This window comes from Vibrio sp. R12-SW3-ISO1, assembly GCF_059834005.1.
The window spans coordinates 95634-112582 of the sequence record NZ_JCBDGK010000006.1 but is presented as its reverse complement, the minus strand read 5'-3'; the positions used below and the strand labels follow the sequence as shown (position 1 = coordinate 112582).

19 protein-coding genes and 1 pseudogene are annotated in these 16949 nt (G+C 47.1%); 9 read left to right on the top strand and 11 right to left on the bottom strand.

All coding sequences use genetic code 11. The features are described from left to right. Window positions 1–47 precede the first annotated feature (47 nt). Both AC6R0R_RS01970 and AC6R0R_RS01965 read right to left on the bottom strand, forming a co-directional pair. Window positions 48–746, bottom strand: coding sequence for a fibrobacter succinogenes major paralogous domain-containing protein (locus AC6R0R_RS01970; RefSeq protein ID WP_500625509.1), 699 nt, complete (start codon window positions 744–746; stop codon window positions 48–50). Between the two features lie 131 nt (window positions 747–877). Continuing rightward, window positions 878–1768, bottom strand: a complete 891-nt coding sequence (locus AC6R0R_RS01965; protein WP_500625508.1) for an AraC family transcriptional regulator — start codon at window positions 1766–1768, stop codon at window positions 878–880. Window positions 1769–1966: 198 nt separating this feature from the next. On the opposite strand from AC6R0R_RS01965, the gene AC6R0R_RS01960 reads away from it, so the two are divergent. Next, a complete protein-coding gene (locus AC6R0R_RS01960) occupies window positions 1967–2836 on the top strand; it encodes a patatin-like phospholipase family protein (RefSeq protein WP_500625507.1) in 870 nt (289 codons plus the stop codon). Window positions 2837–2935: 99 nt separating this feature from the next. Here the strand turns inward: AC6R0R_RS01960 and AC6R0R_RS01955 are convergent, their stop codons facing one another. Both AC6R0R_RS01955 and AC6R0R_RS01950 read right to left on the bottom strand, forming a co-directional pair. Further along, the gene (locus tag AC6R0R_RS01955) at window positions 2936–3178 is read right to left on the bottom strand and encodes a hypothetical protein (RefSeq protein WP_500625506.1); all 243 of its coding nucleotides are present in this window, start codon (window positions 3176–3178) and stop codon (window positions 2936–2938) included. A 39-nt stretch (window positions 3179–3217) separates the two neighbouring features. Further along, window positions 3218–3340, bottom strand: a pseudogene (locus AC6R0R_RS01950) (putative quorum-sensing-regulated virulence factor); the annotation flags it as partial. A 379-nt stretch (window positions 3341–3719) separates the two neighbouring features. On the opposite strand from AC6R0R_RS01950, the gene AC6R0R_RS01945 reads away from it, so the two are divergent. Next, window positions 3720–5429 (top strand): hypothetical protein, encoded by a 1710-nt coding sequence (locus AC6R0R_RS01945; RefSeq protein ID WP_500625505.1) that lies wholly within the window; start codon window positions 3720–3722, stop codon window positions 5427–5429. A gap of 120 nt (window positions 5430–5549) precedes the next feature. Here the strand turns inward: AC6R0R_RS01945 and AC6R0R_RS01940 are convergent, their stop codons facing one another. The 4 genes from AC6R0R_RS01940 to AC6R0R_RS01925 form a co-directional block, all read right to left on the bottom strand. Further along, complete coding sequence (locus tag AC6R0R_RS01940; RefSeq protein WP_500625504.1) at window positions 5550–5768, bottom strand: DUF3820 family protein; 219 nt, start codon at window positions 5766–5768, stop codon at window positions 5550–5552. Between the two features lie 58 nt (window positions 5769–5826). Beyond that, window positions 5827–6180, bottom strand: a complete 354-nt coding sequence (locus AC6R0R_RS01935; protein WP_334553355.1) for a helix-turn-helix domain-containing protein — start codon at window positions 6178–6180, stop codon at window positions 5827–5829. Window positions 6181–6341: 161 nt separating this feature from the next. Beyond that, a complete protein-coding gene (locus AC6R0R_RS01930; protein ID WP_500625503.1) occupies window positions 6342–7508 on the bottom strand; it encodes a serine hydrolase in 1167 nt (388 codons plus the stop codon). Window positions 7509–7734: 226 nt separating this feature from the next. Continuing rightward, the gene (locus AC6R0R_RS01925; protein ID WP_500625502.1) at window positions 7735–8109 is read right to left on the bottom strand and encodes an NADH:ubiquinone oxidoreductase; all 375 of its coding nucleotides are present in this window, start codon (window positions 8107–8109) and stop codon (window positions 7735–7737) included. A gap of 500 nt (window positions 8110–8609) precedes the next feature. Here AC6R0R_RS01925 and AC6R0R_RS01920 point away from each other — a divergent pair, with 500 nt between their 5' ends. Beyond that, a complete protein-coding gene (locus AC6R0R_RS01920; RefSeq protein WP_334553350.1) occupies window positions 8610–9773 on the top strand; it encodes a threonine/serine exporter family protein in 1164 nt (387 codons plus the stop codon). 50 nt (window positions 9774–9823) lie between these two features. Here AC6R0R_RS01920 and AC6R0R_RS01915 read toward each other — a convergent pair whose 3' ends face one another. Continuing rightward, window positions 9824–10027, bottom strand: a complete 204-nt coding sequence (locus tag AC6R0R_RS01915) for an alternative ribosome-rescue factor A (RefSeq protein ID WP_334568195.1) — start codon at window positions 10025–10027, stop codon at window positions 9824–9826. Between the two features lie 400 nt (window positions 10028–10427). On the opposite strand from AC6R0R_RS01915, the gene AC6R0R_RS01910 reads away from it, so the two are divergent. From AC6R0R_RS01910 to AC6R0R_RS01885, 6 genes are all read left to right on the top strand, one after another. Further along, window positions 10428–10637 carry a cold-shock protein gene (locus AC6R0R_RS01910; RefSeq protein WP_038204438.1) on the top strand — a complete coding sequence of 70 codons (210 nt, stop codon included), beginning with the start codon at window positions 10428–10430 and terminating at the stop codon, window positions 10635–10637. Window positions 10638–10699: 62 nt separating this feature from the next. After that, window positions 10700–11239 (top strand): YaeQ family protein, encoded by a 540-nt coding sequence (locus AC6R0R_RS01905; RefSeq protein WP_500625501.1) that lies wholly within the window; start codon window positions 10700–10702, stop codon window positions 11237–11239. A gap of 180 nt (window positions 11240–11419) precedes the next feature. Then, window positions 11420–12031, top strand: a complete 612-nt coding sequence (locus AC6R0R_RS01900; protein WP_500625500.1) for an NAD(P)H-dependent oxidoreductase — start codon at window positions 11420–11422, stop codon at window positions 12029–12031. Then, window positions 12028–13965, top strand: a complete 1938-nt coding sequence (locus AC6R0R_RS01895) for a monovalent cation:proton antiporter-2 (CPA2) family protein (protein ID WP_500625499.1) — start codon at window positions 12028–12030, stop codon at window positions 13963–13965. Before AC6R0R_RS01900 ends, AC6R0R_RS01895 begins: the two co-directional genes overlap by 4 nt. A 35-nt stretch (window positions 13966–14000) precedes the next feature. Further along, complete coding sequence (locus AC6R0R_RS01890) at window positions 14001–15353, top strand: MATE family efflux transporter (RefSeq protein ID WP_500625498.1); 1353 nt, start codon at window positions 14001–14003, stop codon at window positions 15351–15353. 75 nt (window positions 15354–15428) lie between these two features. Next, complete coding sequence (locus AC6R0R_RS01885) at window positions 15429–16049, top strand: glutaredoxin (protein WP_500625497.1); 621 nt, start codon at window positions 15429–15431, stop codon at window positions 16047–16049. 105 nt (window positions 16050–16154) lie between these two features. Here AC6R0R_RS01885 and AC6R0R_RS01880 read toward each other — a convergent pair whose 3' ends face one another. Next, window positions 16155–16289: a hypothetical protein gene (locus AC6R0R_RS01880; protein ID WP_500625496.1), complete on the bottom strand. Its 135-nt coding sequence runs from the start codon at window positions 16287–16289 to the stop codon at window positions 16155–16157. Window positions 16290–16461: 172 nt separating this feature from the next. After that, window positions 16462–16812: a hypothetical protein gene (locus tag AC6R0R_RS01875; protein WP_500625495.1), complete on the bottom strand. Its 351-nt coding sequence runs from the start codon at window positions 16810–16812 to the stop codon at window positions 16462–16464. Window positions 16813–16949: the final 137 nt, after the last annotated feature.

Below are 16949 nucleotides of genomic sequence, written 5' to 3'. Positions count from 1 at the left end.
ACAATGAAAGAGCTATTGATATAGTGAAGAAAACTTCTGGATCAAATTTAAATTTTTACGCAGCGAACACTGAACATATAATCTTTTGAGCTGGTCGCACGACGAATTTCGCCTTTGTGCGCATTCCACCAAGAGTAAGCCAATGTGCGAATGATACCTTTAGCGTCAGATGCGCTATCGGCAGTCCAAAACTCGGTATAAGCTCCCTCTGTGATGTAAAAACCATTCCATTTAACACCAGCAGGTCTGGCAAAGAAGTTATGTTTGTTGACTAAAGACTGATCCACCTTTTTAAATGGCCCGTCAGCTTGTGCCTCTTTTAGCTGTAAGCCAAGCTGCTGGTCACCGCCTCGCCAACCTTCTTGGTGAACTTCGTCTTCAGGCATGCCAATGCTTCGCTCAAGCTTTTTCCAGTCCTCATCTGTCGCAACTCTCCAACCCTCAGGACATAAGTTTCTCTCATCAGCGACATCATGCCAGTTGTATAGTCGACCATATTTCAACAAGTTAGCTTCATCATCTTTTGGAATGACGTCAGAGCTAACAGCCGAACCATCTTGGAACTTGGTACTTCTCAGCCCTTCAGCTAACCAGACCTGATCACCGATGGTCACCGTTCGATAGACATTACCTTCCATGTCATGAACCGTATTTTCCAGTTGGTAAAGATCCTCATTGATGTCCTTAGCAAAGGTTGTAGTAGCAAGTACCATACTGACTCCTATAGATAGAATAATTTTTTTCACGGCAAGTCACCTTTCATTGACGCAGTGGAATTACTATATCTATCACCCAGAACAGGAAATAGGCGAATTGCTCTTTAAAAAATGCCTATTTGTATCAAATAGGCATTTTAAACTATCTAATAATTCGCTAACTACGCAATATTCTCAATCATGCCCTTAGCTTGACTCCATTGCTTAGGCGATTGGCCATACATACGTTTAAACTCACGGCTGAATTGAGAAGAGCTCACATACCCTACCGCCATTGCAGCCTCGTTAACGCCCATACCTCCTGCTATCTTCATAGCGGCTTTGTTTAAGCGCATAGACTTCATAAATTGGATAGGGGACATACGAGTTGCTTGTTTGAATTTACGATGGAAAACTGCACGACTCATGCAAACGATAGAGGCGAGTTCATCAATAGTGACGTTCTTACTCAGGTTCAGTGACAGGTACTCGATCGACTTCGCGATTTCGTTTCCAATTCCAAACGCTCTTCTTGCAGAAATACCAGCATCGCCTTTCAGCACTGCGTAGTAGAATTCCCGCAGACGGCTTTCACCCAAGATAGCGGTATCGATACTACTGTCGCCCAGTTGAAGTAACCTAAGTAGCGCATCAGAAAAGGTATCATCCCAATTAGCCAGTGACATACCAGGTGGTTGCGAGCCACTTTTTGGTCGTTTTATCGCGCTGACGGCACTCTCCATTTCAATCACCAGTTCAGTCATAACCTTGGTATCTAGAGAAATATAAACGCCTAGCAAAGGCTCTTCTGGAGAGGCTTCAGGTGTCCCCGCTTCGACGGGTAGAGAGACTGTACAGCACATATATTGACTGTCGTCATATACGTAATGATCGCCGTCGAGAATCGCTTCTTTCTTACCACTCAAAATGACAATCACCGTCGGTTCATATACCGCAGGTGCACAGGGTATCGAGTGCGTCACTCGAAACAAACTAACACCTTTGATGCCCGTTTCGACCATGCCATCTTCAACAATCCGGCTCTCTACTATTTGTTTAATTCTCTGTTTCATTTTGTGCCTCAACCGCCGTGGTGATACAAATAGGCATTTTTTAAAGAGCATTTGACCTATTTGAGCAAACCATTTGAGAGATATAGTTAACTATTATTGACGATACTCGCTCCGATAGCAGCTTGCAAATCGAAGTAACTAGCTCAACAAGATGACAGAGGTTCAGACGATGATGATTCCACAGTTTAGGAAAATTTGATGTTCAAGAGGCTAATGTTTTCAGTCATAGCAGCCAGCTTAGTGGCTTGCTCTTCTCCTAATGTTTACGAAGACCTTAACGCAGTAACGACACCAGTACCTGATAAACATGAGCTCGGTATTGCTTTTGGCGGTGGTGGTGTCCGAGGGTTTATGCATCTTGGGGTTCTTAAAGCGCTCGAAGAAGAGGGGGTAAAAGCAGAAGTGGTGAGCGGCACTTCCGCAGGTTCAATCGCGGCGGTCCTCTATGCATCGGGCATGACCGTTGAGAAAATGGAAGCGGCAATTGAAGAGATTGGCATATTAGATCTGGCCGATTTTGTGGTGTCTTCAAGAGGGCTAGTTAATGGGAAAAGACTCTCTGAATGGATAAATAGCCAAGTTGACTATGATGACTTAACTGATATGCCAATACCTGTCGCCGTTACCGCTACTAATCTCACAACGCAAGAAGTCGTGATGATTCGTTCCGGAAATCCCGGTCACGCGGTGCAAACCTCATCAACAATCCCTGGGGCATTTGTACCGGTTGAGCACCAAGGAGATATTCTAGTTGATGGTGGTGTTCTTAGCGTGATTCCTGTCGATGCGGCAAGAGAGTTAGGCGCACAAAAGATCATTGCAGTCGATATATTTTGCCACAATCAACCGACTCCTGACGCACAGGCAAGCAAGGTCACCCTTGCTACTTTTCGCATGCAGAGCTGTCGGTTATCTCAGCAAGAGCTAAATAGTGCAGACATCATCATTGCCCCAAAGTTTGAGCCAAGAAACAGCGGTGCATTTGATGAAAAAGAGCAGGCTATTGAAGCCGGGTACCTCGCCACAAAAGAGGTGATGCCTGATATCAAAGCATTGTTCCTCAAGTAGTTTTCTGGCAAATATTGGGGCTGTTCCGAGCTGGCCACGATAGTTATTATGTGCAAAGTCCCTATCATCTCGCTCTTTGGGGCGGGACACTCTCATTAATTACTTCGGCTGATACCTTGTCTTCTTCGCAAACTGTTGCATGGCTTCAGAAAACGTTGCGGTACGGCCTTTAGTTTGTATCTGGACGACCTTATATCCCATATTCTCTAGTGCTTGACGCTCGGCCAACACGGCTTTGTCGTCTTGCTGACTGCCCTTTGCGGGCTGATGAATGTAACACCCCTCCAATTGACCATCTTCGACCAGTTGGTGGTGTTTCAGTGCGTTGATATCAAGTTTCATACGGTTTCTTGTCGTTAAAATGGAAGTATCTGCAGCAAATTATAGGCGCTTTAGCGGTTTTACTACGCTATCCAGCCCTTCAATTTTGAGTGCGAGGCACAGCTGCAATAACTGGCCAAGCTCACCTTTTGGCCAGCCTTTTTTATCGAACCAAAGCAAATACAGTTGCCTTCTGGAAAGTGTGAAGTAACTCACCTTTGCTTTGTATTAGAGTCAAAATCTAGACTGTTCAATAAACAACCAAGACCCTGAGTAACTTTACCGTCGTTAGCGACGTTTACAGATAAATATAGACCTCTGCCAAACGATCAAACATTTTTGGCGTTAATCACTTTCTTCGAGCAAGTTGAAACTAGAATCCTTGATTACCCACCATTGCCCGAGTCAATGCATGCAAACCAAATATAAATCATTGTTATATCACGAATTGTTACATATTCCCCGTGATAAATTCCCCTCTGAGATATGCTTTCAGGCTATTATGCAACAGAGGTTTAACCTCTAAGAAATATGGATACATATCTAATAAATAAGGAAAAAAATGTTTTTAAAACACTCAGCGATTGCAACGTCAGTTATTGCTGCAATCGCACTTGCAGGTTGTAAAAGTGACTCATCGACTGCACCACCACCTCCAACAGAATCACCAACAACTCAAGGCCAATTCATCGATGCCGCAGTGGAAGGCTTATATTACGTGGCTAAACCTAGTGGCAAGTCTGGTTACACCGATGCCGAAGGTAACTACAACTATGAAGAAGGGGATACAATCGCATTTTTCTTAGGTGGTGAAAATGGCCTAAGAATTGGCAGCACGTCTGCGCGCTCGATTACTTCTCCCTTTGAAGCTACGGGTAATTTCCAAAAAGCCCTCAATCTAGCACGTATTCTGCAAACCATGGACGATGCCAGCAACGGCTCTATTACGCTACCAGATACCGTCAAGTCGCCGAGCGCAAGCATGATTGCTGCTCTTAACAATGTGATGCTGCACGATCTAACCTCTGCAACCGATCTTCTATCGGAACTGAATCATAGTGACTGGATCAGTGAGGAAGACGCACTTGAGCACTTAAACGACTCCTTAAAAGGCCTTGAGCGCGGTAGCAAAGCGATCTTAACCGATTGGCAACGAGGCTCAGGCAAGTACCTTCGCACTGTTGACTCGGCACTGTTGGCGAAAAACCCAAGCGATACACATGAACACCTTTATGTGCATGCCGACAAACTGCTAGACAAAGATTTGTTTGATCAAGTCCAAGGCATGCCAATCATGACCATGCGCTTAAACGAAGCAGAACTGCTCATATTACAAGGCTCAAACGACACCAAGCTAAGTGGTGATGCAGCCAAGCTATACTTAACCTGCATTGATGGAGCTGACGACGCAAACTACAGTTATGATACTGACAATGGTAAGTCTTATTGTGATGGTGCCGAAATCACTACACCTAGCCCCAAGTTCGACATAGACAATACTTATTTTCAATACAACCTGCTCAATCCAAATACTGAGTCTAGCGAAGATGAAGATGAACCGTGGGAGGATGTGAAGGAATTTGGCGTCCTCTATGAATGTCTTGCAGACCAAAACTGCTCAGAAGCCAAATTAACTGGATTTAGTATCACCGAATACGATGACAGCGATGAGCAAGATGGCTCAGCGATGCAAAAAGACAAACTATCAACGAGCTACGATTCAATAACTGGCATTTACACTGAAGTGAAGAAACGCACGGTAACTAGTGGTATGTATAATGGTCGTACGTCAGAGTCATTGAGCTTTGCTTACCTAGTCGATAGCCCAACTGCGGAGCGCTACGTGGACTTTAAAGGGAACTGGCATGCGGTCGCGACTCGCAATGGCTGTGACGTGGTAGCGACTTCAACCTATACTTTTGATGAACAAGGTGTCACTGTAACTGGCGCAGAGTTTGAAAGTGGCTGCGAGACCGCTCAGATTTCAGAAACAAAGTCATATGCTGAACTCGCCGAAATGGATTTCTGGTGGTTTACTACCAATGGCGCAAGTAACGAAAGTAAAGCGACACTAGCACAGCTAAACACCACTATTCGTTGGTGCGATAAAGACGAAGATGATATGTCTGCCGATTGTGCTGACGACGATGTTAAATTCAATCGCTGGGAATATTCACCTGCTGGCAAAGATTGGGATCAAGGCACACTTAATCGCCGTACACTAAGTAGTGATGGTTTAGTTAAATCAACCATTTCCATGTATAAGAAATAACATCGCAAGCTCTAAGCGTTTAAGTTCTATAATCTTAAAGCATAATCTTTAGCCAACAATACAAAGGCGGCCATCAGGCCGCCTTCTTCATTAACAGCTTCAACTTGATACTACGTCAAGCTAAAAGTCTCGCTTCAGGGGCTTTACTACATTATCCAAGCCTTCTATTTTCAAAGCTAAGCATAATTTTAGAAGATCACCTAGCTCGCCATTTGGAAAACCCTTGCGGTCGAACCACAGCAGGTATTCTTCAGGTAGGTCGATGAGCATTCGGCCCCCATATTTGCCAAAAGGCATAGGGGTGCGAGCCAGTTTGATGAGGTTTTCTTTTTCAAGCATGGTGGGGTAACCAGAGTGCGCTGTTTGGATAAATGGGTCGCGCGATACCCTAACATGACTACCCTTCTCGCACCACATGTGCGTATTCGACAATCACTTGATTGCCTTCGATATAGGCGTTTTGGATTTCGCCATCAACGCTCATACGGCTCTGCAAGTAGACAATTTTCGGTCCCTGGTCACTGCGCTCTTTTAAGCTGGGTACCACCAATTTGGGGTCTAAGTGAAGTAAGTGACAGAACTTGGTGACAAAAGGCATTGTCATCGGCGCCTCACCGCGCAGCACGCGCGAGAAGCTCAGTTGGTTCATGCCCAGTTTCTTCGCAAACTCCATTTGCGTTAGGCGCATCTTCGATTTTTGTGACATCCAAGTCGTGTAGATCGCCTCTCTGTCTTGTTCGGTAAATTCCATGCTGCTCTCGTTGTTCAATGGTCGCGATAATAAAGTTGAGTCAATAAGGCGGTATTGTCCGCGCAGCGCGTCAAAACGATGTCAGAGAGAAGTTAGCGCAATTTGAATCTTTGACGAAAAATTAGCGGGCACAAAGTGCCCGCGATGTAATGAGGGGTGAGTTAGAACAGACTCGCTAGCAGGCGCTTAAACCAATCCACCAGCTTCTTAAACAAGCCACCTTCCTCGACAGGTTGTTGGGCAATCAGTGGGGCCGTCGCCACGGTTTCGCCATCGACGCTGTAAATGACTTGTCCTAGGGTTTCGCCTTGTGCAATCGGTGCAACAAGATCGGAACTAAATTCGACTTCGGCGGCGAGCTTGGTGACATCTCCTTTCGCTAGAGTGATGAAAACGTCTTTTTCCACACCCACGTCCACGGTATCGGTTTTACCCATCCACACTTTAGGTGAGGCGACCGATTGACCGGCTCGGGTTGGCGAGATGGTATCGAAGAAGCGAAAACCGTAGCTCAGTAACTGCTTGCTTTCTGACTCACGTGATTTGGTGCTGCTTGAACCCATCACAACCGATATCAAACGCATGTCGCCACTGGTTGCTGATGTCGCTAAGCTGTAGCCGGCGCCGCTTGTGTAACCGGTTTTCATACCATCGACATTCATGCTGCGGTCACGCAATAAACCGTTACGGTTGTATTGAGTAATGCCGTTGTAGGTGTAGGAGGTTTCGCTGTAGAGCGGATAAATGTCCGGCAGATCACGAATAATCGCTTGGCTCAGCTTAGCGATATCACGAGGTGTGGAAAACAGACCATCGCTATCTAGACCATGGGGGTTGGTGTAGGACGTGTTGGTGAGTGCCAACTTGTCCGCCCAAGAGTTCATCAAGCTAACGAACGCATCCTCGCTACCTGCCACATGCTCAGCAATGGCGACACTAGCGTCATTACCTGATTGAACAATCAAGCCGCGGTAGAGATCCATCAACTTCACGTCGGTGCCGACTTCAATGAACATCTTCGATGAATCAGGGAAGTTCTTCGCCCATGCGCGTTGGCTAATTCGAACATCATCGTCTAAGGAGATGTTGCCTGCTTTCACTTCTTGCCCAGCGACATAGGCCGTCATCAACTTAGTCAGACTGGCTGGGTTAAGTTTGGTGTCGGCGTTTTTCTCGACTAACACGTGACCTGTGTTGTAGTCCATCAAAATATACCCATTGGCGCCCAACACCGGCGCATCAGGAACAATCGTTGGAGCAGCCACTGCTACGTGAGCAGTCGCCAAAGAAGAAAGGAAGACCGACGCTATCAAAGAGTGTTTTTTCATAATTCGCGGTAAATGTCCTGTTGGGTTAACACACTTACCTGAGTATAAACAACCTGATGCTGCTTGCAGCCCTGTTGTAATCAATGGTTACTATTGAGCGAGATTTGACGTAAAAATCACACGGCAACAGGTAAAAAGAGTAAGGACGAAAAAGCCAGCGACTGGTCGCTGGCTTTAGTAATAGGTCACAACACTCAGCATCGATGCTTAGTGTGGATTTCGCTTATCAATTTGCGGATCCGGAGAGCGTGCGTTTCACCGAAAATGGATTTTTGATGCGTCGGTTGCGGTAGCGATACCAAAGGTACGTCGCGACGATAGAGAAGTAGAGATAACTCATCACAAATACCAACGGAGAAGTAATTAGGCCTTGTGATACACCGAAGAGCACGCCCGCCGCGGCGACAAAAAACTTCGCGAACAAACCAAGTATCAACATCGCCAACGCCAATTGCGGGAATTGAACACGCTGAAACGCGCACCAGTAGCAGCTTGCGACTGCCAGTGTCGCAATCGAAACACCGAGCAAGAAAGAGTGAAAGTGCTCAGCAGACGCTACGCCAGCAGATACAGACATCATAAGAATTAGAAACAGTTTCATTGTGTGCCTCGCTTTTTAAACCTAGAAAAAAGCTTCCTTTCATTTTCGCAAACTCATTTTGCGTTTATTTTCGCCTTTCCTCGACCAAATGCAAGCGCGTTTTTTGACCAAAAATAGGCTCATCCGACCAGAATTAACAATGGTTAAATAATTGTTACAGATAGATTTACTGGAGTGATTGCACCACCTGCACTTGCAGCCTTCACACACACAAATCGGCACAAAGGTTACAAGTTGATAACAAACATTACATCTAAAAATAGTGGCTATTTTATGATCTAAATCACTTCAACACAGGCAAAAGTAGCGCCATTTATATACAGCAAAACCCTAGTTTTCATTTTTGATCCATAGATTGGCATAAGCGCATGCGTCATCAGTCTTAAAACATCAGTTTCCTCACCTCTATAACAATGCGCTGTTCGATATTTACACGCTAGTCACGCTCTGATACCTTTCGCGCACTCAACTTTGTGCATTCCAACGGATGTCATTCACTCATGCCTTCAGAATACCGAATCAAAAAAATCGTCGAAATCGGAGACACGCTCCATCGCAGCGGCTGTGCGCCTTATAAGCTAGAAAAATACACTAAGTTTTACGCCCGTAAACACGGCGTCGATGTGATGGTTCAAGCCACACCTACTACGGTGAACTATCAGTTTCCGGATGACAATAATGCCGTCGTGATGCGCCGCCATCCTCTCGCGTCAATCAATCTGAGTTTATTGGCCAATACCATCATTCGTATTAACCAACCCAGCTCCGAACCTGTTCCAGAGCCTGTCGGTTACCCGAAATGGGTGATTGCTCTGGCGAACATGGGGATTCCACCGGCCTATTTGATGCTGGTCGGCAGTACCATCGATGCGATTTTACTCTCTGTGCTACTTGGTTTTGTGGTGTGGATGACACAACAAGTGTGCAAAGCTCGCCGTGCGATCGCGGTGGAATTTGTCTCGGCGTTATTGACTGGCATTCTGGTGGCCTATTTTGCCAGCACATCGGCGCAGATACCGGTCTGGGCGCTTTGTATTGCCTCAATCGTGCTGTTCGTACCGGGGTTGTCGATTGCCAACTCCCTAGAGTGTCTCGCCTTCAATGATTTGGTGTCTGGCACGAGCTTACTCGGACAAAGTGCGCTCTCGTTGATTAAGCTGTTTGTCGGTATCGTCATGGGGCTCAACATTGGTGAAGCAATATGGGGGCAAGCTGCCGCTAGCACTTACATCAATCAAGTTCCGCTTTGGTTGCACGTCAGTGGCCTGTTTCTGATTTCGATTTCACTCGGCATTATCTTTAACGCAAGACCAAAGGACATTTTGCTGGGGCTGCCGGTGGCGATGCTCGGCATGTGGGGGCCATTTTATTTAGGCTTTGAGAGCGGCTGGGTCGTCGGAACTTGGGTCACGACAGTGCTGATCACTTTATATGGCACGTGGTTGGCGAAAAAGATGGAATTGACGGGTAGCATCTACATTGTTCAGGGCATCATCATTTTGGTTCCGGGTAGCCGCGTACTAGTCAGTGCGGGCCAATCAGTCTTTGAACAATCGATTTTGCCCATTCCGAGTATCGGGCTTTCTGCGTTGTTCATGTTCTCAGCGATCGTGGCAGGGCAGATTACCGCGTACTCCCTCTATTCGCCAAAGATTGAACGCTAACGCCAAACACTTTGGCCTCTGACATGAAGAGCCCTATTCGATAGTCACCTTTAGGCAGCTATGGAGTAGGGCTCTTTGCCTTTGTGTTTCATTTTACGACTGAAACTGCCTTTGCCTTTCTTCGCTTTCTCTACTTGTGTTCGATACATCGAACTCGTCACAAGTGCTTTTAAGGCGTTATCTTTCACCACCCCTCTGCCCATATCATGCTCCAACGTCACACTAAGCGTGAGATCGCCCTTACTTTTTTTCATCACTTTTCCTTTTTCTCATTGATTTGTTCGGTTCATAAAACGGGTTATTTGACTGACAAAACACTCAATAGCAGGATTTCACCAGTCACTTAGCCACACATTCAACCAAGCAATCGAATGTTACACTAGTTATACGAGCTACGATAATATTTTCGAAAGTAAACCTAGCGCAAAATTCTAATGAAAACATTTGTTTTTCTAAATAATTTACACCGATTTTTATTGACTTAGTTGCACTTAGCATTAGACTGTCAGGCAGCTAGAAAACGGTTCTTGTTTACTTTCGCCGTTATCGTTAGATTTCTTGTATATCTGCCTTAACGTCGTGCGCAATAGCAATCTCCTTTTCCACGCTATAGGTGCCGTCATGGCTTTATAAGATTTATCAAGGATATACATTATGTCTAACACTGTTACTGGTACAGTTAAATGGTTCAACGAAACTAAAGGTTTCGGTTTCATCCAACAAGAAAACGGTCCTGACGTTTTCGCTCACTTCTCTGCAATCACTGGCGACGGTTTCCGTACTCTAGTTGAAGGTCAAAAAGTTGAGTTCGTTGTTTCTCAAGGTCAAAAAGGCCCACAAGCTGAGAACATCAAAGTACTTTAATTTTCAAGTACTAAAGAATTACAATAGCCAGCATTCGCTGGCTATTTTTTTATTGAAGCATTATGGCACTCAAACCCACTATTTATAAATTTCGCATCAACTTGTCTGATACCAATCGTGACTTGTACGATGCCACTCAACTGACGCTTGCCCAGCACCCGTCAGAAACGACCGCTCGTATGATGGCCCGCGTCTTAGCGTACTGCCTACAATGGCAACCGGATTTAGCCTTTACTAAAGGTCTCTCTACCACCGAAGAACCTGACCTTTGGGTCAAATCACTCGACGATCAAACACTGCTTTGGGTCGATGTGGGTGAGCCCTCTCTTGACCGAATCAAAAAGTCAACGCGAATCGCTCAGCAAGTGCTCGTCTACTCGTTCAATAGCAAATCCGATATATGGTGGGAGCAAAGTAAAAACAAGGCCCATCAATACCCTGCGTCGATTTACCGATTAGATGCAGACGCCGTCGAAGCGCTTGCCAATGTGGTCGCTCGCACGATGGATTTGTCGGTGATGATCACCGGCGATAGTCTCTTTATCGATTGTGAACAGGGTTCATTTGAAGTCGCAGTCACGACACTTCAGCATCAGCACTGATCCTCTATTCGGGCGACACACCCATTGTTGTCTCGCCCTTTTCAACACATTCTCTTCAAATACACTAAGCTAATATCTGTGACTTATAGGTCACTCATAGTTATCCTTTCGGTCCTGTGCCACAATGGATGCTCACCATTGTAAAAATGGGTACTTACCTGAAAAAACACGAGATTGTGTATGCCTGAAAAGAAAGTGTTGGTGCTTTACGCACACCCCTCTTCTGCGCGTTCAGAAGTCAATCAGCGACTGTTTGATGCAGCCAAGCAATGCCAAGGTGTCACGGCGGTCGACCTCTACTGGGAATACCCGACCTACAACATCAACATAGATAGAGAGCAACAACGTTTGCGCGAGCACGACGTGGTGATTTTCCAGTTTCCGCTTTATTGGTATTCCACGCCCGCCATTTTAAAAGAGTGGCAGGACTTGGTACTTGAGTACGGCTTTGCTTACGGGCAAGATGCCGATGCGCTATACGGTAAGGTGTTTTTTTGCGCTTTATCGGCCGGAGGTAAACAAGATGCCTACCAAACCGACGGTTACAATCACTTCCCCATTCGTGCGCTACTGCATCCCATTGAACAAATGGCGACACTGACTGGCATGACCTACCTACCACCGTTTGCTCTTTTTGGCGCTCGAACTGCTAAGGAAGATGGTCGGATTGCGGCTCACTTATCACAGTGGACCCAACTCCTGAATGATCTGGTCGCAGACCGTGTGGAGATCAATACCGCCTCAGAGGCCGCCACACTCAATGAATATCTGAGTCAAGGAGGTCATGCATGACCCTCTATTTTCTCCAAGCCTTTATCTATTTAGTCGCGGCCGTGATTGCCGTGCCCTTAGCCAAGCGATTTGGCCTCGGCTCTGTGCTGGGCTATTTGATTGCGGGCGTGGTGATCGGGCCCATTATCGGTTTAGTCGGTGAAGAGACCACCACTATCCAGCATTTCGCTGAGTTTGGTGTGGTAATGATGCTGTTTTTAGTCGGCTTAGAGCTTGAACCTAAAATGCTCTGGTCAATGCGAAATCGTCTGTTAGGGCTGGGCGGATTGCAAGTCACGCTCACGACACTGGCCACCATGTACATCGCGATGTGGTTTGGGATCACATGGACGATAGCGTTAGCGATAGGGCTGATTTTTGCCCTCTCTTCGACAGCGATTGTCCTGCAGACCTTCAACGAAAAAGGGCTATCCAAAACAGAGGGTGGGCAAAACGCCTTCTCTGTGTTGCTCTTTCAAGATATCGCCGTCATCCCCATGCTGGCCTTTATCCCGCTGTTAGCGTTACCTGAGTTGGTCGAGCAAGCACAAAACTTGGCAGCTAATGCCGCCGAGCATCATGAAGAGCTCAGCTTGGTCGCGCATCTGCCAGGCTGGGCGTATGCGATGGTGATTGTCGCCTCAATTGCAGGGCTGGTCATTGGCGGGCACTACCTGAGTCGGCCACTGCTTCGCTTTGTCGCCAGCTCCGGCCTGCGTGAAATATTCACCGCAACTGCTCTGATGCTGGTTGTGGGTATCGCCGCGTTGATGAGCTTAGTTGGCCTGTCCCCCGCACTGGGCACCTTTTTGGCGGGGGTTGTTCTGGCAAACAGTGAGTTTCGTCATGAGCTCGAATCCAACATTGACCCCTTTAAGGGCTTGTTACTGGGGCTCTTTTTTATCACAGTAGGCGCTGGCATCGACTTCTCGATTCTCTTTAACGATTTCTTCCTGATTATTGGCCTAACACTGGGCGTGATGGCACTGAAAGGTGGCATCCTTTATCTCCTTGCTTGGGCTTTTCGAATTAAAAACAACAACCGTTGGTTGTTCACGCTCAGCTTGGCGCAGGCAGGGGAATTTGGTTTTGTGCTGCTCAGTTTCAGTATGCAAAATCACGTATTGCCGTTTGATATCGCTCAGAGGCTCTCTTTAGTCGTCGCGCTATCGATGTTCCTCACCCCTGGCTTATTCATCTTTTACGATAAGTTTATCTTGCCGCGTTTTCAGACGAAGGCCAACGATCAGGACGCCGATGTGATTGATGAAAAAGGCTCAGTGATCATCGCAGGGATTGGTCGATTTGGCCAAGTGGTCAATCGCCTACTGGTCGCTAACGGCGTACACACCGTTGTACTGGATCACCAAGCGGATCAGGTAGATATGATGAGGCAAATTGAGACCAAAGCCTATTTTGGTGATGCGACTCGTCCTGATTTACTCCATACCGCAGGCATTGAAGAGGCGGCGATGATCATACTCGCCATGGATAATCGCGAAAGCAGCGTAGAGCTAACTAAGTACGTGAAACACACCTACCCTCATGTCAAGATTCTTGCTCGTGCGTTCGATAGAGGACACGGCTATCGTCTTCGTCAAGCGGGGGCCGATGTGATTGAGCTAGAGACGTACCACTCAGCCCTAGAGATGGGCGCGCAGGCCATGAGGGCCCTAGACTTTCATCCGTTTTATGTCGAGCAACATAAAACCGCCTACAAAGAGGTGGAAGAGCGCAAATCCGATATGCTCTATCGCGCTTGGGAGGATGATTCCCACGGCGAACGTTTTGACAACAACTATCGCAAGCTCTTTATCGAGTTAGAACAGCAAATCAAATTGTCGATGTCCACCGATAGACAGGATCAACATGAACCCGGAGAACGAGGATGGACACCACCGCCCAAAGGATACGCGGACAAACTTGATGACAACGATACCCAAGACCGAGCCTAGCTCGGTCACCCTGTTTTACCAGCAATGAAGTGACCATGAAGAGAAAATCCAACAGCGCGACCAACGCACAGACAAGCTCACAGACAGCCTCATTAGGCCAGCAACTGTTCACCATGACTTGGCCTATGCTGTTTGGCGTGCTTTCGCTAATGAGTTTTCAATTAGTGGACAGTGCATTCATCGGGCAACTCGGTGTGCTTCCGCTCGCGGTGCAAGGATTTACCTTGCCTATCCAAATGATCATTATTGGCATCCAAGTTGGCTTAGGTATCGCCACGACAGCAGTCATCGCCAAAGCACTGGGCGCCAACGACACTCGCTACGCCAAACAACTGGGTGGACTAGTCCTTACCATTGGTAGCGTAGGGGTTGCGGCCTTCGCCGTCGTGCTTTATCTACTGCGCAAGCCAATACTGAGCCTACTCAGTGCACCAGACTCTGTCTTACCGATCATCGATACCTACTGGATCGTTTGGGCGGCGAGCGCATGGGTCGGCGCGGTGTTGTACTTTCTCTACAGCATATGTCGCGCCAACGGCAATACTCTACTACCCGGCACCATGATGATGGTCACCAGCGCAATAAACTTAGCGCTTGATCCTGTGTTTATTTTTACTCTCGACCTAGGGATTAACGGCGCCGCAATAGCCACCATTGTTGCTTTTGGCTGCGGTATTCTGGTCGTCGCCCCTAAAGTGCTGCGCAAGGAGTGGATGAGCTTTGATTGGAGTGACTTGAACGTTTTCAGCAGCGTGCGTTCTATTGGCAACATTATGGGCCCGGCGATGGTCAGTCAGCTCCTTCCGCCTCTCTCTTCAATGATTGCGACCAAGCTTGTCGCCGGTTACGGCACCGCCGCCGTGGCCGCATGGGCATTGGGGTCGCGCTATGAATTTTTTGCCATCGTCTCAGTGCTGGCATTGACAATGTCGATGCCCCCTATGGTCGGTCGCTTACTCGGCGCCGGCAATATTAAGGATATCCGTCAACTCGTCACGATTGCGGTTAAGTTTATTTTGCTGTTCCAGCTCGCGATTGCACTGGTGACCGGTCTTAGCTCGGGTCTGTTAGCCGATCTCATGACGGGGGAAAATCAAGTCGAATCGATCCTCTCGATGCACTTGGTGCTAGTACCATTTAGCTTAGGTCCGCTGGGGGTGTGCATGTTGATGGTCTCTATTTCCAACGCTCTGGGTAAAGCCTACACAGCGTTAACCATCTCTGCCTTGCGACTGTTTGCCTTCTTCCTACCCTGTTTGTGGGTCGGCGCTTATCTCGGCGGGATTCAAGGGCTCTTTTGGGGAGCGAGCATCGGTAATCTCCTCGCGGGTGCCTGCGCTTGGGTACTGTATCAGCGTACGTTACGCTCGATTGAATCGGCCAAATAAAATAAGTTGAAATGAAAGGTGGCTTTCGCCGTTCTTAATACAAAGCAGACAAAACGACGTACCTAGGAGAGACATATGGCAGCGCCAATCAAAGTAACCCTCTATCGCTGGGCGGGCAGTTGGGGACCATTCAAAGTGAACATTCCCTGTGGTGAGTGCACGCTGACCAAAGACATTCTCACTGATACCTTTGCCAACGAACTGGCCGATGTGCCGGTCGAACTTGAGGTGAAAGATTGGCTCTCTCATTGGTGGGAGCCGCTCAAAGCCGGAGCGTGGCATGCGCCAATTGTGATGGTCGAGGGTAAAGTGATCAGTCAAGGGGAAGCGCTCAACCGCGGTGTATTGGTGCAGTCGATCATAAAAGCATGGACCGAGCACGATACACTGGGCGGTAATATCGTCTTTGGTAAAGCAACATGCCCTTATTGTGTAAAAGCGAAGGCATTGCTCGATGAGGCTGGCATCGAATATCGTTATCACGACGTGGTCAAAGAGAGTGCGGCTTTGTATCGAATGATCCCGGAAGTAAAAGCGATCATCGGTGAAAAAACGCCCGTTACCGTGCCACAAATATGGCTGGATGGTCACTACATTGGCGGGGCTGACAACGTAGAGGCGTGGCTTGTCAACAAAGGATTAGGCAAGGTGCCTGACAATGTCGTCATTATGCAAAATCAGTCCTCTAACGGCTAGCACTGGCTATCACATTGACGTTTTGAACAAACAATTAAGCCCCATCGAAAATGGGGCTTAATATTATCTATTCGTTCGTTTGGCGTTAGATTCGCCAGTGCCAGATTACTTAGCGATTTTGTTCAGTACGCGCTTAAAGAAAGACGCTTTTTTCGCTTTTGGCTTGCCGTAAAACATTTCGTTCATGGCGTGCTTTGCAATCATTTGGCCTAGGTATGCACCTGCTAGATCGTTGTTCATGATTTTCTCCTCAAAGAATATGAGTGTGATTTTAATCACAAAAACAACAAAAGCAAGAGATATATCACATTTATTATATTTAATTGCACTCTTGTTTCATTTTAGTGCGCGATAGATCATTTTGGTGCAAATAACCCTGCTCTCAAACGGTCACCTTCATGGCTGCGTGTCGTTAACTGCGCTTGGGTTGTTGGTAGGTTTTACCCGCCATTTGGTAGGTATCTTTACGCTTAACGTCAAACTGCGTATCGAAGAACCAAGCCACAAAACGAATCACCTCATCCCCTTCGTTCATCACATGCTCAATGAACTCCTGCTCTTCGCCTTGCTCGTTTTCTTGCAGAGTCACATGGTAAATACGCGATTCCCCTTCGACTTCCGCTAGAGCAAACTGACCCGTCAATGCCTCGGCCGCCTGCGCCACTTCTTCATCGCTACTGGCTTTCAGCATCTCCAATGCTTGTGGCAGACTGTCTTGTTCGCACAGTGCTTTCACTAAACTTTCAAACTCTTGGTATTCCATTGTCGATCTCTCATCGCATTCAAACCGCGCCATTGTACCTACATCCTCTACTGAGTGGTACTCCAGACGAAACCCCGTGCGTTTTCGCCGTAATCTATTAAGATGTGATCTCATTACTTCCTAAAGCGAAACAATGA

Bases quoted from the DNA above. Each gene is read 5' to 3' on its own strand.
- AC6R0R_RS01900 (WP_500625500.1), top strand. From the start codon at position 11,420: ATGCCTGAAAAGAAAGTGTTGGTGCTTTACGCACACCCCTCTTCTGCG.
- AC6R0R_RS01915 (WP_334568195.1), bottom strand. From the start codon at position 10,027: ATGAAAAAAAGTAAGGGCGATCTCACGCTTAGTGTGACGTTGGAGCAT.
- AC6R0R_RS01940 (WP_500625504.1), bottom strand. From the start codon at position 5,768: ATGCTTGAAAAAGAAAACCTCATCAAACTGGCTCGCACCCCTATGCCT.
- AC6R0R_RS01960 (WP_500625507.1), top strand. From the start codon at position 1,967: ATGTTCAAGAGGCTAATGTTTTCAGTCATAGCAGCCAGCTTAGTGGCT.
- AC6R0R_RS01875 (WP_500625495.1), bottom strand. From the start codon at position 16,812: ATGGAATACCAAGAGTTTGAAAGTTTAGTGAAAGCACTGTGCGAACAA.
- AC6R0R_RS01930 (WP_500625503.1), bottom strand. From the start codon at position 7,508: ATGAAAAAACACTCTTTGATAGCGTCGGTCTTCCTTTCTTCTTTGGCG.
- AC6R0R_RS01935 (WP_334553355.1), bottom strand. From the start codon at position 6,180: ATGGAATTTACCGAACAAGACAGAGAGGCGATCTACACGACTTGGATG.
- AC6R0R_RS01885 (WP_500625497.1), top strand. From the start codon at position 15,429: ATGGCAGCGCCAATCAAAGTAACCCTCTATCGCTGGGCGGGCAGTTGG.
- AC6R0R_RS01910 (WP_038204438.1), top strand. From the start codon at position 10,428: ATGTCTAACACTGTTACTGGTACAGTTAAATGGTTCAACGAAACTAAA.
- AC6R0R_RS01945 (WP_500625505.1), top strand. From the start codon at position 3,720: ATGTTTTTAAAACACTCAGCGATTGCAACGTCAGTTATTGCTGCAATC.
- AC6R0R_RS01905 (WP_500625501.1), top strand. From the start codon at position 10,700: ATGGCACTCAAACCCACTATTTATAAATTTCGCATCAACTTGTCTGAT.
- AC6R0R_RS01890 (WP_500625498.1), top strand. From the start codon at position 14,001: ATGAAGAGAAAATCCAACAGCGCGACCAACGCACAGACAAGCTCACAG.
- AC6R0R_RS01920 (WP_334553350.1), top strand. From the start codon at position 8,610: ATGCCTTCAGAATACCGAATCAAAAAAATCGTCGAAATCGGAGACACG.
- AC6R0R_RS01955 (WP_500625506.1), bottom strand. From the start codon at position 3,178: ATGAAACTTGATATCAACGCACTGAAACACCACCAACTGGTCGAAGAT.
- AC6R0R_RS01880 (WP_500625496.1), bottom strand. From the start codon at position 16,289: ATGAACAACGATCTAGCAGGTGCATACCTAGGCCAAATGATTGCAAAG.
- AC6R0R_RS01895 (WP_500625499.1), top strand. From the start codon at position 12,028: ATGACCCTCTATTTTCTCCAAGCCTTTATCTATTTAGTCGCGGCCGTG.
- AC6R0R_RS01925 (WP_500625502.1), bottom strand. From the start codon at position 8,109: ATGAAACTGTTTCTAATTCTTATGATGTCTGTATCTGCTGGCGTAGCG.
- AC6R0R_RS01965 (WP_500625508.1), bottom strand. From the start codon at position 1,768: ATGAAACAGAGAATTAAACAAATAGTAGAGAGCCGGATTGTTGAAGAT.